Origin of the sequence: Clostridium sp. DSM 8431 (assembly GCF_900116755.1) — a bacterium.
Classification (GTDB): Bacteria; Bacillota; Clostridia; order Clostridiales; family Clostridiaceae; genus Clostridium.
The window spans coordinates 1-4,436 of the sequence record NZ_FPBY01000226.1; the positions used below are offsets into that span (position 1 = coordinate 1).

A 4,436-nucleotide genomic window follows, 5' to 3' on the forward strand; every position below is an offset into this window, starting at 1 on the left:
ACAGCCTTAGATAGTGACAATAGTTTTTATATTGCTCCAATTACAATGGGAAAGCCTTCAAGTAATGATCTTATAAGAAGTGTGGGAAAAGTGATTAATGCAAAAAGTACTTTTATAACTGATAGTCTATATTCATATAAAACTTTGTCTGCCTATTGTAAGCTTAATCATATAGCCATTCCAAAAGGAAAACATAGTTTCAAAGGTTTTAACATTCAAAGAATAAATAGTATTCACAGCAATATAAAAAGATTTATCTCTGTCTACAGAGGAGTTTAAACTAAATACTTAGCTAATTATTTATCTTTATTTAAATATATTTTTGATAAAATTCAAGAATATCCACTGTTTATAAGGGATGAACATCCTTATAAAATCAAGAATTTTAAAGGCCGTCCACCTATATTTGAATAGCTAGTTTAATTTATCACTCTATTTCATAATTGAACCAATAAATATGTACCCATACAAATTAAGATGATATAATGAATTATTGGGGAGGAGAAAAAATGAATAATTTCATTATATCAATAGAAGCTGTAATTCCAATGTTCTCTATGCTTATTTTGGGAGTTATAGTTAGAAAATTAAAGATACTTAATGATACAGAATTAACTCATGTTAATGCTATGATATTTAAAGCTTTATTTCCAATATTAATGTTTTCAAATGTTTATAATGTAAAGATTTCAGAAACTTTTGATTTAAAGCTTACAATTTTCTCAGTAAGTTTAGTTTTAATTATGTATTTGTTAGCATTACTATTTGTATTAAAAATTGAAAAAAGCAATAAAAAAAGAGGCGCCATGATACAAGCAATATATAGAAGTAATTTTGTGCTTATGGGTTTTCCTGTGGCAGCTAATTTAGCAGGTGAAGGTAATATTGGTATTACTGCTATAATGGTAGCAATTATTGTACCATTATATAATGTGTTAGCTGTAATAACCTTAGAATGTTTTAGAGGAACTCAGGTTGATTTAAAAAAAGTTATTAAAGGAATTCTTAAAAATCCTCTCATTTTAGGAGCTATTGCAGGCCTTATTTTTGCTTCTTTAGATATTTCTATGCCTAAGGTTATGGAAAAGACAATATCACAAATATCAGCTTCTGCAACACCAATGGCCTTAATAGTTTTAGGAGCATCTTTTAATTTAGAAAGCGTAGAAAAGGAATATAAAAATCTTATAATATGTGTTATGGGACGTTTAATATTAGTTCCAGCAGTAGCTTTATCTTTAGCTGCCTTAATAGGAATTAGGGGTGTTGGTTTTATAACTCTTATAGGAATTTTTGCATCACCATGTGCAGTTTCATCCTATACTATGGCTCAGCAAATGGATAGTGATGGAAGCCTTGCTGGAAATACAGTAATATTTACTTCTGCTATTGCAAGTTTCACATTATTTGTATGGATATTTTTATTTAAACAGTTAGGGATGTTTTAACGGATAACATTTTAATTAATGGCGAAACATGGTAAAATAATAAGTTGTTAATATTAATAAAGAAGGGGAAGCATAATATGAATTTTGTAGAATTATTTAAAAAAGAAAATTCTAAGTTTCTAAAAGAATATGAAGAATGCATAGAAAAAGTTCAATTAATCAAAGATGATAAAAGTGTAGAAGGACAACTTAGAAATTATTTTCTTGAAGTAAGTGATTTTATTCTTAACTTAAAAAGAATAACTGATAATGTAGAAAGTGGAGATATTGAAAAAATGTCTTTAGAAGAAATTAAAGATTTAAATAAAGATATTTTTAAAGATATTTTATTAGAAAATTATGATATGTCTTTTGCTAATCCTTCCTTTGCTGTAAGTACATTAGGAAAAGAATGTGGTGAAGCTTTAAGTCTTATATATACAAAGCTTAGAGATAGAATAGAAGACGCATTTTCTTATAAGATTTTTAATATGGTTTCACCAATAAAACTATTTGTTAATGTATATGAAGTATTATCTAAAGATGAAAAATCATTAGAAGAAGTAAAATCTATTATAACAAAGGATGCATATGATGAGGACAGCTTAAAAACTGAATTATATTTAAGAAGATATTTTGATACATCTTTAAATTATTCAGGACATATAATAAAAAATTCAGATTTAAATGATTTAAGATATTTATACAAATATGATAGTTATATAACTGAAAGAGAAGTTAAGATAGCTGAATTCTTTAAAAATCTTTCACAAAAGAAGATAGATGATATGGTAAATACTTATGTCAGTGGATATGTAAGAGGATATGAACTTGCAAAACTTGATTTAAAGAGTAAAAAATATGTTAATATCTATTATTCTATAGGTTTTGAAAGAATGGCTAAATATGCAGGGATTGAATTTGAGAAAATAGGATTAACACCTATTTATACTCTTTACCAAGAATACTTTACTAATAGACAATATAAGTATGATCACAGATATGATTATGGAATATACTTTACAGATGAATATACTCAAATGAGAATGAAAAACTTAAAAGAAATATCTGAAAAGTATAGTGATGAACTAGGATTATATGCAGGACCTGCTGCCATAGAAACTTTTGGAGAAGAAACTTTTGAACCTAAAAATAAAGAAGAAGCCATAAGCCTTACAAAAGAGCAACTTAAATTAGATTCTAAATTTAAAAGAGAATTTGGAATTACAATTTCTAAAGCTTTAAAGAGAAGTGAAACAAGTTTTACAATAATAGCTTATCCAACTCCTGATATAGGTGAAGATTTTGAAGCTATATTTAATGAAACAGTAAAATTAAATAATCTTGATAATAAGCTTTATGCTGAAATACAACAAACTATAATTGATGCCTTAGATAAAGGTGATTATGTTCATGTTTTAGGTATGGGTGAGAATAAAACAGATTTAAAAGTTAATTTATATAAACTTAAAGATCCTGAAAAAGAAACTATTTTTGAAAACTGTACAGCAGATGTTAACATTCCAGTAGGGGAAGTATTTACGTCACCAGTATTAAAAGATACAAATGGTAAACTTCATGTAACAGAAGTATTCTTAAATGGTTTACAGTATAAGGATTTAGAAATAGACTTAAAAGACGGAATGATTGATAAGTATACTTGCAAAAACTTTGATAAAGAAGAAGATAATCTAAAGTTTGTTAAGGAAAATATATTATTTAATCATGAAACTGTACCTATAGGAGAATTTGCTATTGGAACTAACACTACTGCTTATGTTATGGGTCAAAAGTATAATATTCAAGGTAAATTACCAATCTTAATAGCAGAAAAAACAGGACCACATTTTGCTATGGGAGATACTTGTTATTCAATGAGTGAGGACCATAAAGTTTACAATCCAAATGGAAAAGAAATTGTGGCAAGAGACAATGAATGCTCAATCTTAAGAAAAACTGATATGGAAAAAGCTTATTTTAATTGTCATACAGATATTACTATACCATATGATGAACTTGGTGAAATATCAGTGTATAATAAGAAGGGTGAAAAAACTGTAATTATTAAAGATGGTAGATTTGTTTTACCTGGTACAGAAAAGTTAAATGAAGCTTTTGAAAAATAAAACATAGTAATTTAAAAAAGGAACATTCTAAATTTTATTTTGGAATGTTCTTTCTAAAAAAACAAAAGAGGGTGAATAAAATGATTAAATTAATAGCAACAGATATGGATGGTACTCTTTTAGATGAAAATAGTAACCTTCCAGAAGGTTTTTTTGAAGTATTAGAAAAACTTAAGGAAAGAAATGTTAAATTTGTAGTGGCAAGTGGGAGACCTTATTTTACTTTATATGAAAATTTTAAACCAGTAAGTGATGATTTATATTTTATTTGTGATAATGGTTCATATATTGCAGAGAAAAATAAAGAACCTAAAATTAGTGCTATTGATAAAGAATATGTAAAAGAAGTAGTAAAGGTATGCGCAACTCTATTTCTGATGTGGAACTTGTATTATGTGGGACTAAAGGGGCTTATATGAAAAAAATTAACGAAGATTTATCCTCTGAAATATTTAAGTATTATGTAAAAAGAATTATTGTAGATGATTTTGATAATATAGATGATGATATTTTTAAAATTGCAGTATATGATCCTTATGATTCAAAGGAGCACTCTTATAAAACTATAAGTACATCTCTTGGGGACAAGCTTAATGTAGTCGTTTCCGGAAAGCACTGGGTAGATGTTAGTAACAAAGGTGTTAATAAGGGGTTAAGTAACAGTTACAAAAATATTATAAAACCTTAGAAAAGTGTACTAAAAAATAACAAACTTCAGAAATAGAGATTTATAGATTTGTCTAATAACCTTTAGATGTTTATTAATGATATCACCTCACTAATATGTCTTTTGTGTATCTTTGAATACTATTTTGCGTATCTTTGAATACTATTATAGGATACAAAAAAGAAATGAGGTGAATACAATTGATTCTATCAAAGA

Annotated in this window: 5 protein-coding genes; all 5 read left to right on the top strand. The window is 26.8% G+C overall.

Annotation, left to right across the window (positions count from 1 at the left end; genetic code table 11):
• Nucleotides 1-279: transposase (locus BM384_RS15770; protein WP_139232156.1), on the top strand; the 279-nt coding region annotated here is incomplete at its 5' end.
• 230 nt (nt 280-509) lie between these two features.
• Complete coding sequence (locus BM384_RS15775) at nt 510-1,448, top strand: AEC family transporter (protein ID WP_090015030.1); 939 nt, start codon at nt 510-512, stop codon at nt 1,446-1,448.
• 77 nt (nt 1,449-1,525) lie between these two features.
• Entirely contained in the window at nt 1,526-3,553 is a 2,028-nt protein-coding gene (locus tag BM384_RS15780; protein ID WP_090015032.1) for an aminopeptidase, read from the top strand.
• An 80-nt stretch (nt 3,554-3,633) separates the two neighbouring features.
• Entirely contained in the window at nt 3,634-3,972 is a 339-nt protein-coding gene (locus BM384_RS18595; protein WP_175537425.1) for an HAD family hydrolase, read from the top strand.
• A complete protein-coding gene (locus BM384_RS18600) occupies nt 3,969-4,241 on the top strand; it encodes an HAD hydrolase family protein (RefSeq protein WP_175537426.1) in 273 nt (90 codons plus the stop codon). The genes BM384_RS18595 and BM384_RS18600 overlap by 4 nt, the downstream gene beginning before the upstream one ends.
• Nucleotides 4,242-4,436 lie beyond the last annotated feature (195 nt).